Origin of the sequence: Bacteroides sp. RTP21281st1_H5_RTP21281_210402, assembly GCF_040918965.1 — a bacterium.
GTDB classification, from domain to species: domain Bacteria; phylum Bacteroidota; class Bacteroidia; order Bacteroidales; family Bacteroidaceae; genus Bacteroides; species Bacteroides congonensis.
The window spans coordinates 1-25,009 of sequence record NZ_JBCOWR010000019.1; the positions used below are offsets into that span (position 1 = coordinate 1).

Consider the following 25,009-nt stretch of genomic DNA (forward strand, 5'->3'; position numbering starts at 1 on the left):
GATTATCTTGCTCAAGACAGTTAAAGGGTTCTGCTGCCTTATGCAAGAAATAAAAAATGGAATTGATAGAACCCACCTAAAGTCATTCCGGTAGGTCAGGCCATAATCTGCCCTGAACTGGAGAAACGACAAGGGTTGCCACTCCAGAAAAGCCATACCATTAAAGTCCTTACGCTCCAGCTTATTATTGTTCACGCTATACTTAGACAAAAGGTTAGTAGCCAGAATATCTTCACCATATGCCATCGCACCGCCATACTCTCCCGTAACCGGGTGTTGCGGCAAGATACCCGCCACTGTTCTGACCATCTCCCATGTAGAAGCATTTCCATAAGAGAGCAATCCTTCGTCCAACGGATATACCTGGTCCGACCACTGTCCTGCTGCGTTCAAGCCTACCTTAAAGTGGTTGCCTACTTTTTGGTCTACATTCACGCGGAAAGAATAGCGTCTGTAATCATTGTTAATCATCAAGCCTTCCTGGTCCAGCAAACCGATAGACAGATAATAAGTCCCTTTCTCATTTCCGCCTGTAGCAGACAAGCTATGATTTTGTGTAAAAGGAGAACGGAAGATAACATCCCACCAGTCGGTATTAGGATACAGTACCGGGTCTACCATTCCCTTGGCCATCCATTCGTCAATAGTTCCGTCCTTATAAATAGCACCGCTATTACCGTTTGTCGCTGCCTGGTTATGCAATGTCAGTGCCCTCGGATAGTCAGCAAGGAAATCATAGAAACCGGTAGCTTTTCCAACGGAGAAATTACCCGAATAATTCACATTCACCCGCCCGGACTTACCTTTCTTCGTTGTAATCAAGATAACGCCATTAGCCGCTCTTGAGCCGTAGACCGCTGATGAAGAGGCATCCTTCAATACAGATATGCTCTCTATGTCGTTCATGTCAATTCTGTCTATTTCTATATCGGGAATACCATCCACCACAATCAAAGGAACCGAGTTATTGACCGTACCCAGTCCGCGTACTCTCAAAGTAGCTCCATCCTTACCTGCCATGCCACTGGACTGCTGTACCATCAATCCCGGCACTAATCCGCTTAATGCAGTGGAAGTGCTTGAAATAGACCTGCCGGATAATTGCTCGTCAACGGATACCATCGACACCGCCCCGGATAAGTTTACTTTCCGTTGCGCACCATAGCCGACTACTACCACTTCTTTCAGCAAATGAGAGTTTTCTTTCAGAATAACGGTCAGTTCCCTTTTCCCATTCACCGGTTTCTCAATCGTTTCATATCCTATATAGGAGAAAACGACAGTAGATGATGGCTCTACATTATCCAAATGGAACTTTCCGTCAATATCAGTGATTGTACCTTGCGAGGTTCCCTTTATGAGTACGGACACACCAATCAGGGGCGTTCCTTTCTCATCAATAATAGAACCGTTCAACCGTTGCAGCTTTTCTTTCGACTGAGTTTTAGGAACAATTGAAACAACCCGGTTCTCATTTATCTTGTAATCCAAAGAAGTGCCGGACAGGATCTTCTGCATTGCGTATTCTATCCCTGCATTCTCACATTTGACAGAAACCGGTCTATCCAAATCTTTCAGGTTCTCCGAATAGAAGAAACGATAATCAGTCTGCTTTTCAATATTCCCGATTACCTCTCTGACAGGGAGATTAGTGACATTCAAAGTTATTTTTTCCCGTTTCGACTGTTGCCCGTAACATTCGGAAGTGAACATGAAAAGGCAACAAAACAGGCATAGGAATCCCGCAATTCTTGACTGCAAGAATTTTACTTTCAGATATTTTTTCATATCTTTGTGAATAAATTGTTTTTAATAATTAGTGATTAGGACAATTTAATTAAGGTCGAAGGAATTACCCTTTTCTTCGACCTTGCATTTTTCTCGGTCAGATGTGTCTCATAGGCGTCATATTAATTTATAAAGTTAAACATTTTAAGGTCAATTGCTCATTATCTTTTCAAAGTCCCTACTTCGCTGCTTATCCACTCTGATCTTAATCACTCCCTGTTCCCAGCAATAGTCAATAGGAGCCGTATCCCTCATCAAGTCGAGTGTTTGCTGTATCGTTTCATCCATCAGGATTCCAGTAAACTTATAGTGTTTCAACTGTTCGTCCTGGATACTTATCTCTACTTTATACTTGCGTTCCAGTTTCTTGACTATACTTTCTAATGTCTCCTTCTGAATTATCCATTTAGGGTCTTTCCAGGATGTGTATAACAGGGTATTCACATCTTTCTTAAGTTCTACCTGTATATCATCCTTATTTTTCTTACAAATCAGGACGGTTTCGTTCGGTTTCAAGTAGACTTCAGGAATTTCCCGGCCCGTATCAGGCTTCACTTTCACAGAGCCTTTAACCAGCGTCGTTTCTACAATATCCTCGTCATCATATGCTTTCACATTGAAGCTGGTTCCCAGTACTGTTATCTCCGTTCCTTTGGCAGAAACGATAAATGGCTTCTTATCTTTCTGTACTTCCAGGAAAGCTTCTCCATGCAGTTCAATCTTCCGCACTTCAGTTCCGAAAGATTTGGCGTATGCGATGCTACTACCCGAATTCAATGTCACAACAGAACCATCCGGCAAACTTAAAACGGACTTGGAACCTAAAGGGGCATTTACTTCAGTAATGCCGTCTATAAGACTATCAGTACGACTTCCCCATTCATAAGCAGCCCAGCAAGATACTGTGAACAAGATGACTGCAGCAATATTCTTCCACACCAACAAATACCTTCTCTTTTGCACAGGGCGGGCATGAGATTGTCCCTTGATAGTATCCATCACCCTGTCGTAGGCAGAATCCATATAATTATCAGGTTTCATATTCCTTGCGACCAGTTCGATGGTATAGGCTTCCCTGAAATAGCGTTTATTCTCCGGATTTTCCAGTATCTTTTTCAGTTCAGTCCGTTCCTTTTCCGATAATCCTTTTTCAAAGAAAGAAGATATCAGTTCATTTATCCTATTTATGTTATTATTTTCCTGCATATATATTAAAGACGATGTTGGTTAGAAAAAGGGTGGGTCTAAATCTGAAAAAAAATAAAGATTAGCAAGATTCCCAGTTTTTTCCTTAAAATAAGGATGGCTTCACGCAGATTGGATTTCACCGTATTTACGGATATATTCATCTTTTGGGCAATCTCACTATATTTGAGTTTTTCAAAACTTCGGAGCTTTAAAGTTTCCTGATAGCGTTGTGGAAGTTCTTTTATGGCAGTAATGATACGGGATTCATCTTCTTGGGAGATAAGATAGTCTAACGGATTCTCATCCAAATCTGCCAACGTATAACATTCTTCCACCGGGAAAAATTCTTTCTGAGTGCGCAGATAGTCAATGCAGGCATTTTTCACTGTTTGCAGTAAATATCTTCTCACAGCAAATTCCTGGATATTCTCCATATTTGCCCACAACTTGACGAAAGACTCGCTGACGATATCTTCTACAATGCATGTATCTTTCACATATCCACAGGCGAAATAATAGAGCTCTTTGTAGTATTGAGTAAAGAAGGATTTAAACCTCTCTTCCTTCATCCAATCTGCACTTTTTCCCATTCCAATAGTATAACAACTTAAAGTTCAACGTGAATTCGAGATGAAGCAAAGTTACTTAAATATATTATTTAGGGAAGACTTTCTATACTTTTTTTGCTTTGATGAAAAAGATGATGCTTATAGAAACATTCTAAACGACAATCTCCCGCCCGAAAATATACCCGAAAGTATATCCCGGACAGGAGACCACCATAATAGACAAAACTAACCGTCTGTCCTTTTCCAAGGTTTTCTTTAAAATCCCTCTCTAAAGCTTCTTGATGGAGAAATCGGCAAAACGGATTTCTTCGTCACGCAACTGGTCTTGCCAACTCCGGTCTTCACCCAAGTAACGGTAGATACCCCATTTGGGACGAAGTCCCGTACAGTCCGTGCGCCACATATCCATTTTTTCAGGGCCGAACTTTAAGAGTACCTTTCCGTCTTTGATACGTGTGATGGTTACTTCATACGAACCGTCTTCACCGAAGCAGGCTTTTTCTTCCACCTCTACCCAGTTGCCGAGAAAGCCGGCAAGGTCTGTACTAGCAAGAGTAGTAGTGCTTCCGCCACGTTCGTCATAACGTACGCGCAGTTGCTGACCACCCTTGCTGCCGCTGTTGGAATAAGCAGTCAGGGTGATAAGCGGAGAGCCGACGTCTGCCGTGCCCGATGAATTATCAATGCCCTTCAACTGGTGAAGATGGGAGAATTTGGTCGTCGTCTGAAATCCTGCCGGCAAACAGAATTTCCAACGGAATACCATAGTCTCCCCATTTTGCCCGACAAGGCTTTTGGGTGATTTGTTATCCGTCTTTATCTCATTACGCTGACGGTCGGTGATATTTGCCAGTCCACGGTCGTCATCTATCCCGGCATGAATAAAGAAAGCAAATACGTACTTATTTAGCTGGTTGTCATGCACCTGCTGAATATGCTGAAAATGCACAGTCTTATGTTCGCGCGAGGAGTCGGGAGCTTCATGGTTATAGCCCGAACGTTTAATCAGATCATACGTTTTTGCGCTATTGCCGTCGGCAATCAATGTGCCGTCCACCGGTTGCTCCGGCTTTGGTTGTTCTTTATCATCTATCACTTCCGACGAACTGTTGGAGCAGGCGATAAAGGCAAAAAGAGCCATGAACAGGATTCCTTTTCTCATCTGGATTTATTTAATATGATTGGTCAGGAAATCTACCGACTTGAAGAAAATCTCTTCCATCTTGTCCGAAGTCTTCGAACTTACGTTATGGTCATAGTACTCATACTTCAACAAGTCACAGACTCCCCCTCTTTTCTTTAAAGCCGATGCGAACATTTCGCTCTGCTCGCACTCTACTGTAACATCGCATGTGCCACATACCAACATGGAAGCGGGAACATTCTTCTTCGGAATCAGATTTATGGGAGAGACTTCACGAAGCACTTTCGGCTCCCTGTCACAGAAGTATGCAATACGCTGAGGGTCTTTTGTTTTTATAGTAATGGCAGCCTTTTCCAAGTCATATATTCCGGAATAGCCTACGAAAGCCTTTGTACCGGGGACAGTCATCGCAGCTACTGCTGCCAAGTGCGCACCGGCAGAAGTACCCAGAAATCCGAAACAGTCGGGGTTAATGTTCAATTCTGCCGCATGTTCACGGACATACTTCACTGCGTCAAGAATATCCTGAATAGAGACTTTCACAGTTGCATCGGATTGCGGAGCCAATGTGTAGGAGACACGAACACCTGTTATACCTCTCTGTTTCGCCAAATACTGGGATAAAGACCTAGACGAACCGTTATTGCCCCGTGCCCATCCGCCACCGTGGATGTAAACCACAAAAGGAGCAGGTTTATCTGTCTCTGCAAAGTCTACTGTGAGTGTCAGTTCATAATCCTTATGTTTCTTGTAAACAATGTCCTTGGTGGTTACTCCTTTGTAGTCCTTGCTTTTCAAGCGGTCTGCCTGATAGGTATAGGGAACCATCACGTCGGGAATGGTATTCACATCAATGAACTTTGCATATTTCTTGGCATACAGCAACGAATAAGAACCGTCGTCGTTCCGCGTCATCTTCATGCCGTAACGGTTGGAGAACTGCTGTGGTTGAGCTTCCTGCGCAAGGCAAAGAAGCGGTAGCATACACAAACAAAGAATCAGTTTCAATTTCATGTTATCACTTTATATTAGGTGAGGATAATTTTATTTCTTCTTCAGATGTTATTTCTTCTTTAAAATCAGATACGGTATCGTTTCCACATCAGACGTACTGTATTTCAGACCGATGCGCTTTGCCGTATCGACATATTTCTGATTTCCCAATGCCGTTCCCGCTTCATAGAGAAGAATGGCAGCACGGGACTGGTCAAAAGGCTTAATCTGTTTGAATTTCCAGCTCTCGGGATTCAGGTAATAGGGATACAGATACTCTACTGCCTGTGAAGCCACTTTCCCGTTCGAAGCGGGGGTGCTCCATAAGTTGATGCCTATCTGGCTCGTGATCTGGTTGGCTTCCATCAAGGCTTCCAAAGCGAAAGTTGAATAATGCAGGGAGAGAGTTCGTTTCAACTCCTGAGGCAACGAACCGTCATCGGCAATCTGTGCACCCATTTTGGGAAGGATACTTTGTTCAGCCACTTCGCGGATGCGGTCGGTACGGTCTAAGTAAGCCAGTACCATCAAATGAATGGCTTCGTACCACAAGCCATGATTGTTGGCTGCATGAGATTCTCTTTGCCCTTGCGTGCTGTTCTCCATCCAGTAGCAGAAAGTGGTAGCCCATTCATCGAGTTTTTTCTTGTCCGAGGGAGTCCAACTTTCAGAGCCTTCTATCAGTTTGGCAATACCCAACGCACGGCTGAAACGGCGCGAGTCAATGAAACCCGAACCTCTCATTTTCTTCATGCCCGGCACGGTTTGGGCGTAAGTCATATTCGGGTTCATGCCTAGTTTCGGGTCTGTGAACCATGTTCTTAAATGATCGGCACATGCTTTGGCGTAGACTTCTTTTCCGGTGATATAATAGAGCACCCCCAGACAGAAAGCGGCATCGCCGAAACGGTTGGCATTCTCACGTTCGGGGTATTCGTAGACTTCAGGATTGCGTTCGCCGTCTTTCCGGATGTAGGGAAGTCCGTCTATTTTTGTAGAATCAGGCCACCAGTAGGGAGATAAGGTCATATAATCCCGAGGATCTTTACTGGGGGGTAGTTTCTTTTTAGCAGTTACCGACAGAGGAGTCATCTTTATATATTTCTCTGCCACCTTTTCCTGAAGTTCAATGTACCGGGTGACTTCCTTGTCACCTTTCTGATAGTCGTTTTTTAGCTGTTCAAGCAATGTCGCATTAAACGGGCCTAAGGGGGCGGCATTCAGTATCCCCCAACAGAGGCATACAGCCCATATGGCAAAGATTCGTCTCATAAATATTTTCTTTAAAGTAGGTAAGTATGTCATTCGGAACGAAGCGATGAACCTGCTCCCGGTATCTGCCAAAGAGCAGATTCTTCACTATATTCAGAATAACGGTATCAGATTTCTTCCTTAAGAGAAGAAACAACCACCGTTAATATCAATGTTCGTACCTGTCAGGTAAGAAGATTCGGAGCAGGCGAGGAAGCAAACCAGGTCGGCAACTTCTTCGGCAGTTCCTTCACGACGCAATGCGTAGGAAGCCTTCATACGTTCGCGGTTTTCCGGCGTATTGAAGCGGTCGTGGAAAGAAGTGGCAATCGTACCCGGACAGATAGCGTTGCAACGGATTCCCTGAGGGCCGAGTTCCTTCGCCATGGAACGGGTAAATGTCATTACTGCACCTTTCGCGGTTGCATACATGGAAGCTCCGTTGCCACCGCCGTCGCGTGCAGCCAATGAAGAGAAGTTGACGATAGAGCCGCCTGCCGGCATCATCGGAACCACTTCACGGGTGCAGAGGAATACGGAACGCATATTGACATCCATCAGGAAATCATACCAGTCTTCGTCCTGTTCGGTGATTTTCTTACGGCCTACAATTCCGCCTACTACATTCACCAATACATCCACCTTGTCGCCGAATGCCTTGTTGCACTCTGCAAAAAGATTCTTTACCGCAGCAGCCTTTGTCATATCACCCTGAACAGCGATTGCTTCGCCACCCACGTTTTTAATCAATGCCAGTGTTTCCTGTGCATCGGCTTCATTGTCGAAATAGTTCAGGCAAACTTTTGCACCTTCTGCTGCCAGTTTCACTGATATTGCACGACCAAGGTCGCGCGCGCCACCTGTCACGATAGCTACTTTTCCTTCTAATTTCATAATTGTCTTGTTTTTAAAATACGTTTATTTATCTATTTGTTTAATCTCTCCTACTGTCAGGAAGATGGAGCACAGCGATAGCGGCACCAAAGCTCCCAACAGGCTGAATAATAATATCCAATTCGTAATATAACTGGCAAAAAGGATTGCCAGAATAGTGCCTAATACGGCCGAAGCGCCACCCAGTCCTGCCAGTGAACCGACAGACTTGCCGCTGTGCAAGTCGCTCGGAATGGTCTGCAAGTTCGTCATGAAAAACTGGAAGCCTCCCAATACCAAAGCCATAAAGATGATAGCGACCGGAGCCGTAGTAGACATGATAGCCGCCAGAATGGACGGGATGATGATAATCCCGCCAAGCAGCATTGCCGCCTTACGGGCATAGTTCACCGTATGTCCCCGGTTAATCAACCAACCGGAATACCAGCCGCCGGCAATGCTTCCCAATGCCGCACCTACATAAGGTACCCAGGCGGAGAATGCCACCTCTTTGATATTCAAGTGGAACACATCTGCCAGATATAACGGCAGGAATGTCACGAACATCCACCAAATAGGGTCGAGGAAGAACCGTCCTAAAATAACAGACCAGTTCTTCTTCACCCGGAGCAATTCGCCCCAGCTCTTTCCTTTTTCTTCTGTCTTCAGTTCCTTTTCAGGCTGACCGCTCAAGATATAAGTCCGTTCTTCTTCTGTAATCCAGGGATGCTTCTTCGGCCCTTCCTTGTTGATAATCAACCAGGGAATCAACCAAATCAGTCCTAATCCGCCGACTACAATAAAAGTCAGTTTCCAGCCGAAAGCAATGAAGAGCATCAGGATAATAATCGGTGCAAGGATTGAACCGATGGATGCTGCCGCCCCGAACAAACCCTGTGCGAAAGCGCGTTCTTTCTGCGGGAACCATTCGGCGTTGCTTTTCGTCGTACCGGGCCACGGGCCGGCTTCACCCAGTCCGAGCATCATCCGGAAGAAGGTCAGCGAGAAAATTCCCCGTGAAAGAGAGGCTAATGCATCCGCCGTACCCCAGACGAGTACGCTCCAGAAGAAACCTTTCCGGCATCCAATCCTGTCATACAGTTTTCCGGAGACAAGCTGACTGATACCGTAGGCTATCATAAAGAAGATAGTAATCAGACCGAGAATATCTTTCGCTTTCTGCGAAGCGTCAGGGTCATTGCGGTCTATCAGTCCGAGGTCGATGGCGATACCTTCACGATTGGTCACAAACGTAACGCCGTTTTTCTCTTTCATCTGCACGTTGGCTACGCTGACAGAATCCTTATTCCCGTTTGCGGCTGTCAGGATATACTGCTCTCCTGCCAGAACGGCATGATTACCTTTATCTGCCGGTGCATCCGCTTCGGGAACCAGACGATAGTCGATATTAGCCACCCACATATAGTTGAGCGTACCTCTATCCAGATAGTTGATAATGGTTATCAGCATGATTAATCCGATAACCATCCATCGGAGTCCTTTTACCTTCATACTTTTATAAGTTTAAGAAGTCTGCACGCACAGGGCTGAATGTATCAATCAGGATACCGGCTTCGAGACAAACACATCCGTGCAGCTCATCGGGTGCTACATAATAACCGTCACCGGCAGAAAGGATTTCTTTCTTGTCACCGATGGTTAGTTCGAACTTGCCGCTCACCACATAAGTTGCCTGACTGTGGTAATGCTCGTGCATACTTCCTATCGCACCTTTGTCAAATTTTACTTTGACCATCATCAACTGACCGTCATAGGCCATTATCTGACGATTCACACCCGGAGCAGGGTTTTCCCACTTCAAATCTTTCTCAAACTGAAAAGTTTCACTACATGTTTTCATACTTTTGTCTATTAATGGTTTGTTTATTTCATAAATATTCCGCAACGGCCGTTCCATGTATAATTAAGACCGTCGATGCTCAGATTATGTTTCTTCTCTTTACTATTATCTGTATTGCTAAGGCAAAGCATTACAAAATGTCCACCTTTATATATAGCCTTTACAACTGTATAGGAAGCTGTATCCATCACTACTTTTACTTCTTCGCAAGAGGAAGTCAGGTTACTGGAAGTTTCCCTTACTACGTCATATTCTCCATGAGTTTCGATGGAAGTGGCGAATGTATGGTTCTTCCGTGCTTTTTCCCTTATCAGGAAGGCAGTCTCGTTTCTCAGATTAAAGTCCGGGTCATTAGCTCCCAGGCGAAGCATTTTCATCTCTGTCTGCGGAGTGGTCGACGTACTGATAGTATAAAAACGATTCTTATTGACAAAGGTAAAGCTCGATGTATTCTTGTTCTCATTCTGTCCCCAAGCTTCCAGCCAAAGATGCTGATAGCCGTCCTTTGTTCCAAGAGTTTTCAGTTCGTTACCTGCTTTGGTATAGGGGAAGTTCAGAGAGACGAAATGTCCGTTATACCATAAAGGGTAATCGTATTGGTGCTCTTTGTCCGCATTTGCTTGCAGCACATCCAGGATTAGCGGAAATTGCAGGAAAGGGGTAGTCACGTAAGCCAGTGTACGTTTCATCTCTATCCCGGGATAGGCATTGGTGTCTTTCGCCACCATTACCTGAAAATGTCCGCCGTTGAAATCATGGTAGATGATGTCCGAGTGATAACGGGAAGAGATTTTCATATCTCCGGCAAAGTCGGATGTTTCATCCACAACCAATGTATTGTGCGCAATTGTCTGTTTGGCAAACGATTGGTTTTCACGGGTATAATGACCTTTGTACTTGGCTTCGATATTCAAGAAGCGGGAAGCGCCATAGTCGGCCAGAATCTCGTTTCCATTGTCGTAATAAGCCATTGTCAGTTTATCAAAATGTCCATGGCTCAAGCCGTGTGAGGTAGCTTTCAGTGTCAAGGCGCTGTTCAGATTAGCATCTGTGGAGCGGATTACGGCTATACCGCCTTCATCCCCCTTGCGCCCGTCACGGAATACACTGCTGCGATAAGTAATCGGGGCAGCTTCTCCGCGGGCAATATCACGGGCTACTTTGAAGCCACCGATAGTAGGAAGATAAGTATGCTGGTACTTATTTGCAACGGACAATAATGATTTGTCCGAAGGATTGACGTTATACAATATGTCTACCGCATATACCAGTTCCTGTGCGGAAAGCCCTTTCAGCAAGGCATCATTAATATGAAAGAATTCGCCTTCATACGAAAGTTGTACCAATGTGGAGAGGGCTTTCGAAAGAATGTTGTCCCGGTAATTAAAGATTTTCAAGTCCGGCAGTTTATTCTCGATACACTGGGCGAAGATGACGAAAGGCCAGATGGCATAACGTTGATAGTAGGCTCCTTCCGTGAAGTAACCGTCGGGAGAGAACAGGTAATCCATCTGGCGGATAAAGCCGCCTCGTTTACCTGTTTCGTCAGAGCCGTAAAGTGCTTTCTTTACGTAATCTTCACGGTTCATCGCAAAGCCAATCATGCCAACAGCAGCCGTAGCCCACGTAGCATGGTTGTGCATTTTATTGAAAGTCTTGTTATTTGCATGGTTGTCTCCCATACCGTCCATGATGAAGTCCGCCATCGGAACAAACAGGTTCTTCTCGATAGTGGAACGCTGTTTGGGTGAAAGTGTGTTATAGATACAATCATAAGCGACCGCTGTATGTACCAGCCATACACTTTCATTCAGCGTCTGCCAAAACAGACGTCCCGGAACAGGGGAAAGTTGTAAGGGGTGGAAACCCAAAGTGGGATATAGTTTTGCATAGGCTTCCAACATATCAGCTACGTAAGCGGCATATTTCTTATCACCGGTCAGTTGATAGGCAACTCCGCAATGGAACATCGCATAATAATTGGATTTATGCTGTTCGTGCACCACGCCCCCGCCGCCGTCTATCGGAACCGGCACGGAGACAGGATAGTTTATTGCCGCATCGGCTGCGGTCAACACTTCCGAAAGAGATTTGTCGAATGCGGGTACCGTCCCCTTTCCTGCCCTAATCTCGTTCACTTCTTCCTGTGTGAAAAGAAGGGACGGATGTTGGGCAAATGAAAAGAGGCATCCACCTAAAACCATGAATATGCAAATAATAAGTTTTCTCATCTTATGTTCATAATAAATATATGTAATAAATCCAGGCACGGATTACGCAGATTACACGGTTTTTGGACTGATGGTTGGCATAAAGCAACCGTGAAATCCGTGTAATCCGTGCCTGATAATACTAGTTCAGACCGATAGAAAGTCTTTCCAGTTCGCTACCCTTCACCGGAGTATAATCGTATGCTTCGGCATTGATATAGGCGGGACGGATATTGTACATCTTTCCCTGTATGGCTTGAGAAGTGGTAGTCATCATTCTACCGGAGTTCCACAGATTACAATTTGCAATGCGTACTTTCTCCCAAGTCGCCTCATCCAGACGGATAGTTGCCCCACCGCGTCCGCTATTATCAAAGTTACAGTTTTCCACTGTCAGTACTTGCGGGCCAATCAGACGCATGACGCTTCCACGCTCCTTGTTGCAGCAGTCTACAAAGGTGCAATGTCTGATAGTTATATAAGGGCCTGCCGTACTTTCGTCACTTCCACCGCGATAAATATTAATGGGTAAACCCAACAAGCGATAGAAAGAACAGTTCTCAATCAACATATCATCAGCGTTATAGCGGCCTATATCGTCTTTCTCTGCTGCATAGTTGATAGCATCTCCTGACAAATCACGGAAGAAGCAGTTTCTGATAGTAACGCTTTTGGCAAAAGTAGCTTTTGTTCCTTTAATAGCAAAGAATCCGCCTTCTCCAAAATTTTGGAATTCGCAGCCGTCTACTGTCAGTGTATAAGGCTGTATCATATCAAAGGCAGTGGAAATTCCTGCTTTAGCCAGTGCTTTTCCGGGCTCCAGAACTCCATCGAATGTAATATTCTCAATGACCAGTTCGCCACCATCGGCAATAGTCACCATATTATCCGGCTTATCTCCGTTGAAACGGACAATCGGCTTATTGGCTGCGTCAGCAGCACGGATTGTCAACGGTTTATCAACGAGCATAGCACATTGGATAGGATATGTGCCTTTCGCCAAAATAATGATACCGCCCGGTGCTGCCGACTGAATGACTTCAGACAGGTTCGTTCCCGGAGATACATTATATTCTTTATGGTCATTGGCTATGGATTGTGATACCTGGTTTTTAAACCATGAAGCACCTTTGTCCTTACGTATCACAGCATCATCGGGCAACTGGGGAGTTTTCACTTTTTCCGTAGTGAATCCCGGTGCTGAGTAATTCTTGCCCAATTGCACTTTGTTACCTTTGAACCGGATACCCGATACGTCGTCAACGGCTATATAAGGTTGGTCGAGTTCTTTATTGATGATGATATTGTCCGTGAATGAGACTTTTTCCGGTGCAAGAGTACGTTCCATATCTTTGCCTGTACCAAACTCTATATTCGTGCAATCTACGAATGTGTTACGGTACATCTTGACATCAACAACTTGACAATATCTGTTAGGTAACGAATTGGGTACAGCGTCCATGACTCCCAAAGCGGAGAAAAAGCGGGTGCCTGCCAATCCGACCAATACATTATCGTACACCTGATGTCCGGCATCAACTATGCGGATACCGCCTGTATTACGACGCCCGTTACCGATAAACAGATTGTCATTCACCGTATTACGGACACCATGGCGCAAAGCTACCACTCCTTCACATTCCAACAGCGTGTTGTTTCGGATGATGTTGTCACTGGACTTGATAGAGATTACTTCCACTTCACCGGAGCAACGTTCGAACAGGTTATTTTCAATGATTGTATTTGAGGAGCTATAAGCCTGTTGAGAAGTTCCCACACGCATTGTCTCGGCTCCGTTCGAACCATATACAGGTCTTTCACCAAAATAATTATGGTCAATCAGGTGATGATTTTCCAAACAACGTTCGTCGTTGAGGATGACAATCAATGTCACCCCCAAGTTAAGTTTTCCTGTCAACGAACAATGGTCTACCCTGTTGTGACGACCATAAAGCAATATATAGCTGTAAGCCTGATCCCGGCGGGACGGATTGAATTTGTCTATCACACAATTCGTCAGGCGGCAGTGATTAGCGAGTTCCTGTCCGTTACGGAATTCTATTACAGAACCTTTGGGAGCGTAGCCGTCAGTGAAATGTAATCCGCTGACAGACATCCATTCGCCTGCTATCCGCAAGGTAGAGCCGCCTTCTATCTTCACCTTTCCGGGGTTCAGGGCTTCTATGGTGATAGGATCTTTTTCGGTTCCTTTACCCATCCACTTCAACTGCATGTCTTTGTACTGACCGTCCTTGATGTAGATCTGGTCACCCGGTTGCGCAGTTTTTAAGCAGGAAGCTACTTCGGGAAGCGTTACGTCATATCTTTTTGCAAAAGAGACTGACGGTAGCCCGATGAACAGAAGCGATATAATTGCCTTATGTATATTTCGTGTCATCATTAATTATTGAACTTTTGAGTAATCGTAATCTTGTTTCTGCCAGTACATATCAAAGGTAATAGAACTGGACGAAGGAGCATTCGTGTTATTGTACAACTTAAAATCAACTGTTTTTATGTGTAAAACTCCAATACGTTTAATATTATCAGCAACATTATCGACCGACCCTTTTACATTATAATAAAATACAAGCAAAACGGCATCTACATTTGCTATCTTTTCTTCACCTACCTTAAATATATCCGGTGCCCAAACATCTGTATTAGGCGAAGCCTTTGCACTTGCAATACTAAAACCACGGCAAGTTTTAGCTTCCACATCTATTGGGAAAGTAGTCTCATCAATCTTTGATAATGTACCGTTCTTCACTTCATCAATCAGAGTTTTATAGCCTGATTTAGATGGGTCAAGCCATAAGAAAGTTAATGCCGGCGTACCATAACAATCTATTTTTCCTCCTGTCACTTGCGAACTGGAATTTGTTGTAGAATAAAAGTTTCTCAATTGTGTTTTTGAGTTTGCCGGACTATTAATCTGTAATTGCCCTGCAGAAGCTCCTGAGAAGAAAAAATAGGGGTTTACTGAATTATATTCGCTCTCTGAAACCGCCGGTTTATTATTAGCAGAACAAGTAGCAGCTTTATATTTCATAGAAACTGGATCTACTACAGTACCCCAATCACTATTTGCATAGACCAATCCCGTTTCCGGAGAGAAGAAAGAAGATAGTTGCCCCTCAATACGTCCCTGACCATATACTTTTCTATTCTCCCAGAAATAAACGAAAGGCACTTTCACCACAAACACATCCGTCAAGGTGTGCACTTCGCGTTCGTCAAAATAAGAAATCTTCAGTACCACCGTATTATCTCCATCTACATAGTTCTCCGATGAAGGTACAACAAACTTTAATTCAGTTTCAGTCTGCAACGTAATAGTACACTCGATATCACCTAACAGCACTTTATCAATCTTATTAAGATATGCTCCCTCCAGCACTACCATATCTCCCACGTTGGCTGGTTCAAACACAGTAGTTGTAACCTCAGGCTGATAACGTTTCACCGTGAACTTGGGCGCGGACGAACTTGACGTCTCCACTTCCTCTGTACCATTAAAATATTTGAATGTCACAATAGCCTTGTCACTTTCCACATAAGGAACCTTCACTACTATCTCATTCTCACTTTGTGAGATAATCTCTGCCTCATTTCCCTCTGTCTCGCCTTCGGCAGTGAAAAGAACAGCACTCACCACATTCATGGAACTACCGGAGAGCAACAAATTATTACCCATTTCAACTTCCGAGGGCATCCCGGCCTGTGAAACGACAGGAGCCGGATATTCAAGGGTAAAATCTCCTTCGGACACACCCTCACCTATCGAATTTACCAATACAATTTTACCACTGCGTGCCTGATTTGTCACTTTCAAAGACAAACGCCGGTTGGACACTTTCTGTAGGATAACGGCTTTTCCACCACCGATAGTAGCACTTACCACATCATCCAAATATTCTCCGGTAACAACAATCTCACTACCTATGCTTCCACTCTCGGGCGAGAAAGAAAGGATTTCCGGTGAACTAACCGCCACATCCTTCATCGATGTAGAATCACAACCACACAAAAAGAATAAACAGACAAACAATGATGCCAGACTCCATTTTCTATATTGTTTCATATTCGTAAGCATTTAAAAGATTAATAACCCGTGTTCTGTGCTATCTCTGGATTAATGTCAATCACACTCACCGGAATAGGCAGAAATGTTTGCCAATCTTCTATATCATTCACCGTATAAGAATATTCCGTATAAAGAAGCTCGCTGTTCAAGTAGTTGTTTACTGTCTGAGTAGCAATACCCCAACGAAGAAGATCAAACCAGCGCTGGTTCTCAAAAGCCAGTTCAAGCCTGCGCTCATTACGTACAGCCTTTCTAAAATCATAAAGACCAGGCAGGTCGGTCAGTGTATACGTAGAAACACCGGCACGTTCACAAACCATATTCAAATACTTCAGATTGTCTGCCGAAGGCCCCGAGATTTCATTTGTCAATTCAGCATAAAGTAAAGCAATATCAGCCACACGAATCACAGGCCAGTCACTTTCGCCATCATACTGTGTAGTTACAGGATTTACATACTTCTTGCAGTAACGGCAATTACCTTCCGTCACCCACGTCTGAGTAGTTGTATTGAAATATTTCTGGGCGATATTCACATCCAGACGTTTATCAGCCCCCGCACCTCTTTGCTCGTAAGCTGCAATAATGTTGTCAGTAGGAGTATTATAACCGGAAGAAGTACCGATAATCACATTTGCACCATTATTGACCGGAGCAAACATATTGCCGAACGGCGAACCGATACCGGCATTTCCCGAAAGGTAACGAACCGCAAAGATTATCTCCTTATTCATCTCATTGCCAATATCAAAAACCTTATCATAAGCCACAAGATCACTACCCGATTGCGGATTTCCCACAGATTCACTTTCGAGTACTTCCTTACACAGTCGGGCGGCACGGGCATATTTCTCGTCACCCGCCCGGTAGTGCGTAGCATATACCTTGGCAAGCAACGCTTTTGCCGCGTTCAGGTCAGCACGTCCCAAGTCACCGTCCGCCATCTTGCGGGGCAACAGTTCATTATTGACAATATTCTCCAAATCTCCTTCAATAAGGGCATATACTTCATCCACCGTAGAGCGTTGCATATCACGGGCCACTTCAGAAGGAACTTTGGAAGTAACGATAAATACCGGCCCCCATAAACGAACCAGATTGAAATACTCCAATGAACGAAGAAAAAGCACTTCTCCCTCATATTGGTTCCGCAATGTCTCGTCCATCACCACATCAAGGTAAGATATAACATTGTTTACCCGTGCAATTGTGGCATAACAGGCATTCCAGTACGTTTCCACCCATTCGTTTTCCGGTACGATAGTACCTTGGTCGAGCTGTTCCACCAGTCGTGTGGTATTCGAAGAAGAACCTGCAGCATACATACGTCCGTTATCCGAGCGCAATTCTGTCATGGCCCATTCGTAATACATCACATCATGCAGGGAATTATAACAACCCAGCACCAGATTATTTACCGACGAAGCATCCTTCACATACTTATCTGCCGCCACTTCCGAATAAGGATATTGATCCAAATCACAAGCGGAAAATACCATGACGATTAACAATAATCCTATATAATTTATTTTTTTCATCGTTTTCCTCCATTAAAAATTAATATCAAAACCGGCAGAAATGGTAGAAGTCAACGGGAACCCACCACGCTGATACCCCGAAATCATTGCACTGGAATAATTACCGGATGTCATACGCGACTCCGGATTAATGCCTTTGTAGCCACTTCCCCAAATATAGAGCAAGTTACTGCCCGACACATAAAAACGCACACCTGATAACTTAATCTTACGGGCAGCAGTTGCCGGCAAGGTATATCCCACTGTAAAGTTACGCAGACAAGCATAAGAAGCATTTTGCAAAGGATAATCAGTAAGCATGAGGTCATGTCCCGTTTTCACATTCTGATAAGGCGTTTTTCCGTCACCCGGATGTTCTGCACTTACCCAGCGGTTCTTTGTGTACTTCTTGTTCCACTTCTTTGTTTCATTATAATATACATCACCATTAAGCACTGTGATGCCCTGTACACCCTGAATAAGGAATGAGATGTCGAAATCTTTAATTTGGAAAGTATTGGTGATGCCCCATGTGAAATCCGGGTAAGGAGTGCCCAACGCAACCCGGTCTTCAGGAGTCAAAGAACCGTCATTATTGGTATCGACAATGCGTATCCCTCCCGGTGCGTCGTCTGAAAAATGAGGATTAGCTGCAATCTCTTCCGCACTATTCCATACACCACACGTTTTGTATCCATAAAATTGAATCAACGGCTCACCCACTTTAGCAAGATAACCCTCATTTCTTTCACCCAAAGAAATCATTTGTTGTTCACCGCCTAACTCCAATAATTTATTACGCGAAAGTGAGAAATTTATATTAGTATCCCATGAAAACTTACGGCTTTTCATATTATGCGTATCAAGCTGGATTTCCAAACCTGAGTTACGGACTTTTCCTATATTATTCCAATAGTGTGTGTAACCGGTAAACGATTGCGTCGGCTGTTCGAACAATAACGCACGTGTCACCGAATAGTAAGCATCTATCGCCAGATTGATACGGTTGTTGAAAAGTCCCAAATCCAGACCATAGTTAAACTCATCAGTCTGCTCCCATGTAATATTAGAATTAGCCAGCGAAGAAGAGATATTCGCAGAACCATTCACCAATGAACCCGTACCTTTGCCGGTCACGTAATTCGCACTGTTCAATACCTCGAGGGCTGCATTATAACTGATACGGTTATTTCCCGTCACACCATACGATGCACGAAGCTTCAAGTTAGAAATAGCCTTGATACCCTTCATGAATTTCTCTTCACTCACGCGCCAACCCAGTGATACGGAAGGGAACCAGGCATTACGGTTTCCTTTGGAAAAGAGCGATGAACGATCCAGACGCAAAGAGGTAGACAACAAATAACGCCCCAGATAACTATAATTGACACGTCCCAGATAAGATTCCAATACAACGTCCGGATATCTGAAAGTTCCCGTACCCGCCGTATTTCCATTACCCTCACTAGCCAACTCGTAAACAGTGGCAGCATTCAAAGTATGAATGTCATCCGTAGCAAATCCCGTTGCAGCCATAGCCACCCGCTGATTCCGTGTCTTTTCTACAGTATATCCCAATAAAGCGTCAAGACTATGGTCTTTATTCTTTCCAAAGTCCAAATGGTAACTCAAGGTATTCTCACTCAACAAATCAATATAAAGTGCACTAGAATAAGTGGCACGGCTTGCTTCCTTGTCTTTCGTAGCGTCCTTATTTGCATAATAATAAGAAGGGGCAAAACGAACATTCAAGCCGTTGGATGTCTTAAACTGCAATCCTTTACAAAGGTCAAGCGTGAGATACATGCTGGCCAATCCTTGCATAGTCTCGCTCCAACGGAAAGTATTAGTCATTACGCTCGCCGGATTATTATTGGCAGAGCTAAATGGAGACGATTTTTCCAATACACGGTTACCGTCGGCATCCAACAACGGATTTCCATCGGCATCCACGGCAGTCGGTGTCATAATATTGTTAAAATGGCTACCTCTTGCAAATCCGGTATATCCGGTCAGGTCTGTGCTATATGCATTGTGATAGACCGGTAAAAAAGAGGGAGTACGATAGAAATCAATAAAGTTATTTTTCGGACGTTCCGTCTTGCTATATGTACCGGATATATTAACACCCACCGTAGCTATCTTTGAGAGTTTGGTATCCACTTTTGTACGGAAATTCAGTTTGTCCAGTGAATTGTTGAGCATCACCCCCTGGTCTTTAGTATAGGCTGCTGAAATAAAATATTTCGTCTCTTTGCGTCCACCGGAAACACTCATCTGCACATTCGTGATACCTGCCATATCACGCAAGCCCTCTTTCTGCCAGTCGGTAGTCCCCATCTGGCTTTCCAAATAAGCAGCCCCGCGAGCAGCACTCGGAACTTTCGGCCCACCTAAGACAGCTTCTTCTTCCAATAAGCCCAACCATTCGGAAGAAGTCATCATATCATGCAACTGATAAGCGTATTTAAATCCCTGATAGAACTTAAAAGAATATTTCGGCTTGTCCGGCGTACCGCTTTTGGTAGTCACCATAATCACTCCATTGGCAGCGCGCGACCCGTAAATGGCAGCCGAAGCCGCATCTTTCAAAATTTCAATAGACTTCACATCCGCAGCATTGATAGACGACAAACCACCGGATACGGGAAATCCATCTATGATAACCAACGGTTCACTATCTGCGGAAATGGAACCCGTACCGCGTACCCGGATAGAAGGAGTCACACCCACTTCCGATGTCTCATTAGAAACCGTCAATCCAGTCATAGCACCTTGCAAGGCAGTAGTGACATCACTCACCGGAGCATTAATCAGTTTCTCACCTTCCAACTTTGAAATCGAACCCGTCAAATGAGATTTCGCCTGTGTACCGTAACCGATTACCACAACGTCGTCCAACATTTTCGAATCTTCTTCCAACGTCACATTCACAACTGTGCGTTTACCAACCGCTTCCGCCTTATCAACATAACCGATATACGAATAAACCAGAATCGTCTTGGAATTAGGAACCTTAATGGAGTATTTACCTTCAGCGTCCGTCACAGTACCGGTAGGAACGGCAGCATCTTTCACTGTCACCGAAGCTCCAATCAACGGACCCTGTTCATCTATCACCTTACCAGTAACTACATGCTGGGAGTAAACGTTCAATGTCCCTACCAACAACAGGAACATCATCACGACTTTTTTAAAAATACAGGAGTTGTTCATAGATTAGTGTTTTAATTTCTGTGACAAACGTAACGATTAAAATTGGTAAACCAAAATTTTGGTCTACCAATTAATATTTATTAATAATTCGATATAAACAGCTTATAAATAACACGTTACGCGTACCTCTATATAAAAGGACAGGAGAATATTTTTACTAGAAAGCTTTACTTTGAAAGATAATATTCGTACTTTTACGGCCGAAACGGAAAAGGTCATCTTTTTAAAATATTTATATCTTATGAAAGACGAAATCAATTCGCAGCCAGTTAAGCATGTAATAGAACACATAAAAAAACAAATATCAGAACGTCAGATTTTACCGGGAGAGCGTCTCCCTTCTGAGCGTAAATTATCCGAACTTTTAAAAGTCAGTCGGTCACATGTTCGCGAGGCATTGCAGAAACTGGAATTATACGGTATTGTAAAAACATATCCTCAGAGTGGAACAGTGGTATCCGAATTCTCCAAAGACCAGTTGGATACTATGATTACCGATGCATTGAAAATCAGCAGATATGATTTTTCAAGCTTGGTTTATGTACGTGTACTTCTGGAAATAGAGGTCTGCAAATTATGCGCAGTAAACCGCACAGAAGAGGATTTGAAGAATATCGAAAACACGCTTGTCGAACTGGAAGAAAAGTTTGATACAGACCTTCGTGTCGAAAAAGATTTTGCCTTTCACCAGGCCATTGCACAAGGCGGACATAATCCGGTTATCAGTTCACTCCTGCTTATTATCACTCCTGATATTTTAAAATATTATCAAAAATATAAAGTTTGTGCCGTTCCTCAAAAAACGGTTCATGCTGAACATAGGGAAATGTTACAGAAGATAAAAGATAGAGACAAAGAAGGAATGAAAGAACTGGTGCTCCGCCACTTGGCCAATCTGATTGATTTTGCTAAAATGTCCGCGAAAGGCGATATCCCGGAATTCGAATACGGACATATCTAAGATACGTAAAAGAATAGATTTAATTAGTTGTATGCGAGAAACTATCCAGTCTCTTGTATACAACTAATTTCGTTTATATATAAAATTAATCGTCTGACAGTTGTTGCTCTTTCGTCTGACAGTTGTTAGACGAAAAGTCAACAGTAGTCAGACGAAAGTTCAACAGATGTCAGACGAATAAATTTATTCGATTGAAGAGTTAGTTTTATACATACGGAAGATTAATTGATAGTGGTCGGGCAATTAATCTTATTTGATAAGATAAGTAGCCACTACCGGATAATGGTCTGATTCCTTATCCGCCCAATAACAGACATTGTATGCTTTCACCGTAAAAGCTTCTTTTGGCGCATAAATCAGCCAGTCGCATGCATAAGTCGGATTTGGAACGGGCACTGTCCACGGGGCATCGTCACTCAAACAGTTTACAGTGAAATACTTTTGAAAGGCAGCCATGGTAGCAGAGCCACGGCGGGAATTCAAATCTCCCCCCAAAATAACAGGTTTATCCAGTAACTCCACGCACGCAAGGATTTCATCAACCTGTTTCAGACGGGCAGCGTCTTCGTATTTATGATCCAGATGTGTCGTAGCAAAATAGAATTCTTTGCCTTCTTTCGACACTTTCACATAACCGAAAGAACGGACATAATCACCTTCTTTCAGTACACTCAACTTAAAACTCTTTTCCTCGGAAACCGGATATTTGGAAAGAATCACATTTCCGTAATCTCCGCCGGTCGGAATATCGAGCGCATGGGCAAAATAATAATATTTCATCCCCGTCAATTCCGACAGTTTCTTCGGAGTATCCCAAGGGTTAATCTCCGTGTTTCTTTCTATTTCCTGAAGTGAAACGATATCCGGGTTCTCTTTCTTAATAACTTCGGCTATCTTATCAATCCCTTGTTTACGACCGCTATAAGTGTTGTAAGTCATAGCTTTTACTGTAACCTCTTTCGGTTTCGTCACAGGTTTCTGTGCTGGCAGAGATTGCGACAAGCAACACAGCAGAAACAAGGAAATACATATTCTAAAATTCATATACAACCAATTAATAAGTAAATGTTATCCTGAAAAACAATCTTTCCTACCTGATATAAAATTAATCCTTTTCTATCTTACGAATCTTATGATTCCAATAATCTGAAACGTACAATGCTCCGTCCGAACCAAACTGCACACCTTCCGGATGGTTGAATTGCGCTTTATCCAACGGGCCGTCTGTCGTACCGGAAGTCCCCGTACCTGTGTAGTTTGTCAACATTCCATCAGGGGTAATTTTCGCTATACGATGTTTTTTACGGACTGCTACATAAATATTTCCCTCTTCATCCAAATCCATCTGGCAAGGCTCTTCCAGTTTGGCTTCATTTCCCTGACCTTCTGTAAAACCTGCTTTCTCGTACTGCCCTACCCAAACACGGAGATTAGAAAACTCGCCTGTCGACATATCGTAATCCCCCTTATAAATCACATCTTTTTCTTGTGAACTCATATACACGGTAGTTCCTGCCTTATCAAAAAGAATACAGCGGATTTTCACTTTCGCCGCATTTTTACCTGCTGCATCGGGAAGTTGCACGCCGGTTGCCACCATCGTATTCTGCTCCGGGTCATATTTGTAAATCATGGCATTTCCATGAGCTACGGAGAAGACCTCTCCTGTGACAGGATGTACACCTACATTGGTGACACCATTGCCCAAAGAAGAAGTGACTGACCATATCGCAGCCAGATTGCCGGTATCATACTGATGCGTATCATTGCTCCATGGCATTGTTGCAATATGTGCATTGCCAGAAGCGTTGGCATCATTGGACAAAAATAAAGTATTGCCATCCGATGAGAAAGCGATATTCATCATCCTGAATACGGTTCCGCCGGTTCCATCACCACGTAAGAAAGTAGCGACCTGATTATTTTTCGCAATACGGACATCACGGTCATCATCTTCCACGATATACAAAGCACCTTCCTTATCGAAAGCAATAGAACCCGGTTTCCAAAGAACCGCTTCCATGAGAGTCCCCTCTTTCTTCTCCGTTTTTGCGGCAGGAACATAACTGCCGATATATGTACTCACAATAGGAGACTGAGAATACTCGAACTCCGTTTTATAGGTCAGTTCCTGCGCAGCTTCCCCCTGACCGATATATACTTTCACCAGACCGGAGCCGGAATCTCTCTGTACATTGGCAGTAATAATATTCCCCAACGCACCCGTCACTTCGGCGTCCACCCCGTTGACTGTCACGCGGATATTATCCAAGTCCGTTCCAAAATGCGTACCGTACAAGGTCAGGCTTGTAGACTTTCCGCCTGATGTCGGCGTGTACATGGTAATTTGGGGAGCAACTTCACCTTCTCCGATTTCAGGCGTCATATCCTGCCGGTTCTCATCCTCACAAGCTACAAAGCCGATTGACGCAAACATCAGAGAATAGATAGAAAAACGTTTCAAACGATGTATCAATGTTTTCATGTTTCTGTCTTTTTTTTTAGGTTAATCGTTTATACTGAACGTAGCTACCACCGGGAAATGGTCTGATTCCACATAAGCATCATAATATACATCATAGGCCTTCGGAGACATCCCTTCATCCGGAGTGTACAATACGAAGTCAATCGCTTTTACCGGAACAGGCGTTCCCGTTGTCAGCCCGTAGTTCCCGTTCAGGCAACCGATTTCAAAACGTTCATATAATATCTTCATCGGGCCGGAGTCAGCCAAAGCATTGAAATCACCAGTCAATATCATCGGCTTGTCCAAGCCTTTTGTCTTCTCGATAATGGTTGTAGTCTGGTTGATACGATTGGTTTCATTACCTACATGAGACAGATGAGTCACTCCGAAGTAGAAACTTTTCCCTTCTTTTTCTGTTTTCACTACGCCCATAGAACGCGGGTAGACATCTTCCACCGTCTCTATTCTCGGCAAATCATAGTTCACCCCGTCACTTATCGGATATTTCGAGAGAATCAGGTTACCGTATTCGCCACCGTCCACATCACGGGTTTTGACGAAGAAAGCATAAGGCATTCCCGTCACTTCTTTCATCAGGGCAATAATATCCGCTTTCTCCACCTTGTTGGTCTTCGTTTCAAACTCCTGTAAGCCCGCCAAATCCGGATTTATCTTTTTAATCACCTGAGCAATTGTCTCCATTCCTTTTTTTCCGGAATAAATTTTCTGCCCGCTGTATATATTGTAAGACATGACTTTTACCAATACTCCGTCCTTCTCATCGGGCGGGGTTATACCGTCATCGTCCGAACTGCAACCGGCGAACAAGCCGCTAATCAACAGTACCAGTAATACATAGAATTTATGTTTCATTGTTACCTTCT

18 protein-coding genes are annotated in these 25,009 nt (G+C 43.8%); 1 reads left to right on the plus strand and 17 read right to left on the minus strand.

Going from position 1 to position 25,009, the window contains the following annotated elements:
* The 14 genes from AB5443_RS21150 to AB5443_RS21215 all read right to left on the minus strand — a co-directional run.
* Positions 1–1,788: SusC/RagA family TonB-linked outer membrane protein (locus tag AB5443_RS21150; protein WP_368114373.1), on the minus strand; the 1,788-nt coding region annotated here is incomplete at its 3' end.
* A gap of 150 nt (positions 1,789–1,938) precedes the next feature.
* Positions 1,939–2,994, minus strand: coding sequence for a FecR family protein (locus AB5443_RS21155; RefSeq protein ID WP_368114372.1), 1,056 nt, complete (start codon positions 2,992–2,994; stop codon positions 1,939–1,941).
* A gap of 38 nt (positions 2,995–3,032) precedes the next feature.
* Positions 3,033–3,566 carry an RNA polymerase sigma factor gene (locus tag AB5443_RS21160; protein ID WP_083589253.1) on the minus strand — a complete coding sequence of 178 codons (534 nt, stop codon included), beginning with the start codon at positions 3,564–3,566 and terminating at the stop codon, positions 3,033–3,035.
* Positions 3,567–3,813: 247 nt separating this feature from the next.
* Entirely contained in the window at positions 3,814–4,707 is an 894-nt protein-coding gene (locus AB5443_RS21165; protein WP_277130255.1) for a hypothetical protein, read from the minus strand.
* 6 nt (positions 4,708–4,713) lie between these two features.
* On the minus strand, positions 4,714–5,703 hold the full coding sequence (locus tag AB5443_RS21170; RefSeq protein WP_277130251.1) for an alpha/beta hydrolase: 990 nt from the start codon (positions 5,701–5,703) through the stop codon (positions 4,714–4,716).
* A 48-nt stretch (positions 5,704–5,751) separates the two neighbouring features.
* Positions 5,752–6,954, minus strand: a complete 1,203-nt coding sequence (locus tag AB5443_RS21175) for an alginate lyase family protein (protein ID WP_277130248.1) — start codon at positions 6,952–6,954, stop codon at positions 5,752–5,754.
* A 120-nt stretch (positions 6,955–7,074) separates the two neighbouring features.
* On the minus strand, positions 7,075–7,827 hold the full coding sequence (locus AB5443_RS21180; RefSeq protein ID WP_044654304.1) for an SDR family NAD(P)-dependent oxidoreductase: 753 nt from the start codon (positions 7,825–7,827) through the stop codon (positions 7,075–7,077).
* A 24-nt stretch (positions 7,828–7,851) separates the two neighbouring features.
* Positions 7,852–9,318 (minus strand): MFS transporter, encoded by a 1,467-nt coding sequence (locus AB5443_RS21185; RefSeq protein ID WP_277130245.1) that lies wholly within the window; start codon positions 9,316–9,318, stop codon positions 7,852–7,854.
* A 4-nt stretch (positions 9,319–9,322) separates the two neighbouring features.
* Positions 9,323–9,667 (minus strand): cupin domain-containing protein, encoded by a 345-nt coding sequence (locus AB5443_RS21190; protein WP_044654309.1) that lies wholly within the window; start codon positions 9,665–9,667, stop codon positions 9,323–9,325.
* Positions 9,668–9,690: 23 nt separating this feature from the next.
* Positions 9,691–11,898 carry a heparinase II/III family protein gene (locus tag AB5443_RS21195; protein WP_277130242.1) on the minus strand — a complete coding sequence of 736 codons (2,208 nt, stop codon included), beginning with the start codon at positions 11,896–11,898 and terminating at the stop codon, positions 9,691–9,693.
* A gap of 121 nt (positions 11,899–12,019) precedes the next feature.
* Positions 12,020–14,278 (minus strand): chondroitinase-B domain-containing protein, encoded by a 2,259-nt coding sequence (locus AB5443_RS21200; RefSeq protein ID WP_277130239.1) that lies wholly within the window; start codon positions 14,276–14,278, stop codon positions 12,020–12,022.
* Between the two features lie 3 nt (positions 14,279–14,281).
* The gene (locus tag AB5443_RS21205) at positions 14,282–15,961 is read right to left on the minus strand and encodes an IPT/TIG domain-containing protein (RefSeq protein WP_277130236.1); all 1,680 of its coding nucleotides are present in this window, start codon (positions 15,959–15,961) and stop codon (positions 14,282–14,284) included.
* Between the two features lie 20 nt (positions 15,962–15,981).
* Positions 15,982–17,502 (minus strand): RagB/SusD family nutrient uptake outer membrane protein, encoded by a 1,521-nt coding sequence (locus AB5443_RS21210; RefSeq protein WP_277130233.1) that lies wholly within the window; start codon positions 17,500–17,502, stop codon positions 15,982–15,984.
* 12 nt (positions 17,503–17,514) lie between these two features.
* Positions 17,515–20,697, minus strand: coding sequence for a TonB-dependent receptor (locus AB5443_RS21215; protein WP_277130230.1), 3,183 nt, complete (start codon positions 20,695–20,697; stop codon positions 17,515–17,517).
* Positions 20,698–20,938: 241 nt separating this feature from the next.
* Here AB5443_RS21215 and AB5443_RS21220 point away from each other — a divergent pair, with 241 nt between their 5' ends.
* Positions 20,939–21,658: a FadR/GntR family transcriptional regulator gene (locus AB5443_RS21220; RefSeq protein ID WP_008641360.1), complete on the plus strand. Its 720-nt coding sequence runs from the start codon at positions 20,939–20,941 to the stop codon at positions 21,656–21,658.
* 249 nt (positions 21,659–21,907) lie between these two features.
* Here the strand turns inward: AB5443_RS21220 and AB5443_RS21225 are convergent, their stop codons facing one another.
* From AB5443_RS21225 to AB5443_RS21235, 3 genes are all read right to left on the minus strand, one after another.
* Positions 21,908–22,702, minus strand: coding sequence for an endonuclease/exonuclease/phosphatase family protein (locus AB5443_RS21225; protein WP_368114371.1), 795 nt, complete (start codon positions 22,700–22,702; stop codon positions 21,908–21,910).
* Between the two features lie 61 nt (positions 22,703–22,763).
* The gene (locus AB5443_RS21230; protein ID WP_368114370.1) at positions 22,764–24,143 is read right to left on the minus strand and encodes an SMP-30/gluconolactonase/LRE family protein; all 1,380 of its coding nucleotides are present in this window, start codon (positions 24,141–24,143) and stop codon (positions 22,764–22,766) included.
* Positions 24,144–24,164: 21 nt separating this feature from the next.
* Positions 24,165–24,998, minus strand: a complete 834-nt coding sequence (locus AB5443_RS21235; protein WP_368114369.1) for an endonuclease/exonuclease/phosphatase family protein — start codon at positions 24,996–24,998, stop codon at positions 24,165–24,167.
* Positions 24,999–25,009: the final 11 nt, after the last annotated feature.

What these genes read in the sequence shown, in the direction of transcription:
- AB5443_RS21155 (WP_368114372.1), bottom strand. Translation starts at nt 2,994, where the DNA reads ATGCAGGAAAATAATAACATAAATAGGATAAATGAACTGATATCTTCT.
- AB5443_RS21160 (WP_083589253.1), bottom strand. Translation starts at nt 3,566, where the DNA reads ATGGGAAAAAGTGCAGATTGGATGAAGGAAGAGAGGTTTAAATCCTTC.
- AB5443_RS21165 (WP_277130255.1), bottom strand. Translation starts at nt 4,707, where the DNA reads ATGAGAAAAGGAATCCTGTTCATGGCTCTTTTTGCCTTTATCGCCTGC.
- AB5443_RS21170 (WP_277130251.1), bottom strand. Translation starts at nt 5,703, where the DNA reads ATGAAATTGAAACTGATTCTTTGTTTGTGTATGCTACCGCTTCTTTGC.
- AB5443_RS21175 (WP_277130248.1), bottom strand. Translation starts at nt 6,954, where the DNA reads ATGAGACGAATCTTTGCCATATGGGCTGTATGCCTCTGTTGGGGGATA.
- AB5443_RS21180 (WP_044654304.1), bottom strand. Translation starts at nt 7,827, where the DNA reads ATGAAATTAGAAGGAAAAGTAGCTATCGTGACAGGTGGCGCGCGCGAC.
- AB5443_RS21185 (WP_277130245.1), bottom strand. Translation starts at nt 9,318, where the DNA reads ATGAAGGTAAAAGGACTCCGATGGATGGTTATCGGATTAATCATGCTG.
- AB5443_RS21190 (WP_044654309.1), bottom strand. Translation starts at nt 9,667, where the DNA reads ATGAAAACATGTAGTGAAACTTTTCAGTTTGAGAAAGATTTGAAGTGG.
- AB5443_RS21195 (WP_277130242.1), bottom strand. Translation starts at nt 11,898, where the DNA reads ATGAGAAAACTTATTATTTGCATATTCATGGTTTTAGGTGGATGCCTC.
- AB5443_RS21200 (WP_277130239.1), bottom strand. Translation starts at nt 14,278, where the DNA reads ATGATGACACGAAATATACATAAGGCAATTATATCGCTTCTGTTCATC.
- AB5443_RS21205 (WP_277130236.1), bottom strand. Translation starts at nt 15,961, where the DNA reads ATGAAACAATATAGAAAATGGAGTCTGGCATCATTGTTTGTCTGTTTA.
- AB5443_RS21210 (WP_277130233.1), bottom strand. Translation starts at nt 17,502, where the DNA reads ATGAAAAAAATAAATTATATAGGATTATTGTTAATCGTCATGGTATTT.
- AB5443_RS21215 (WP_277130230.1), bottom strand. Translation starts at nt 20,697, where the DNA reads ATGAACAACTCCTGTATTTTTAAAAAAGTCGTGATGATGTTCCTGTTG.
- AB5443_RS21220 (WP_008641360.1), top strand. Translation starts at nt 20,939, where the DNA reads ATGAAAGACGAAATCAATTCGCAGCCAGTTAAGCATGTAATAGAACAC.
- AB5443_RS21225 (WP_368114371.1), bottom strand. Translation starts at nt 22,702, where the DNA reads ATGAATTTTAGAATATGTATTTCCTTGTTTCTGCTGTGTTGCTTGTCG.
- AB5443_RS21230 (WP_368114370.1), bottom strand. Translation starts at nt 24,143, where the DNA reads ATGAAAACATTGATACATCGTTTGAAACGTTTTTCTATCTATTCTCTG.
- AB5443_RS21235 (WP_368114369.1), bottom strand. Translation starts at nt 24,998, where the DNA reads ATGAAACATAAATTCTATGTATTACTGGTACTGTTGATTAGCGGCTTG.